Annotated in this window: 1 pseudogene; it reads left to right on the top strand. The window is 41.6% G+C overall.

From position 1 onward, the window contains the following. A pseudogene (locus tag QZ106_RS01130) lies at positions 1 to 492 on the top strand (hypothetical protein); the annotation flags it as partial. Positions 493 to 536: the final 44 nt, after the last annotated feature.

Here is a 536-nt window from a genome sequence, read left to right as displayed (position 1 = left end):
CGGTTTGAGGGCACGGTGCAGAATCAAATTGACCCATTGGGCTTATTTCCACTGGTGCTTGCGGCGCCTTGGCTTTTGGAAGCATTAGCCCATACAACTGCTGCTATGACTGGTATTCTTATCGGCGTGGGAATAATGGATGCCAAAGAGGAGTATGATAAGGCTGAGGCTCAGGCTCAGGCTCAGGCTGAAGCAGATGGTACAGCGAAGTGTAATGAAACAAAATGTCCACCTTGTAGTCCATATCCTGTTGGCACGTTAGGGTATATTGGTCCAAGAATCGTACAAAGAGGAGCGGATGGAGCTAGAAATAATGATGGGATTGGAATTCCACATTTTAAAGTATTTGCAGTGCAGCAAAATCCAAAAGATTGTACTTGTCGTTGGCAGCAAACACAAAAAGTAATGCAAATATATGGACATCACACTAAATTTATTCCTAGCGGAGCAATTGATTTAAATGGTAAGGGTGATCCACCATCATATCCGTAAGATATTATATTTATATGAGGATAATATGAAATTATATTTTCACC

Source organism: uncultured Aggregatibacter sp. (assembly GCF_901873365.1).
Taxonomy (GTDB): domain Bacteria; phylum Pseudomonadota; class Gammaproteobacteria; order Enterobacterales; family Pasteurellaceae; genus Aggregatibacter.
The sequence above is the reverse complement of the archived record's forward strand: the minus strand, read 5'-3'. Positions and strand labels throughout refer to the sequence as shown.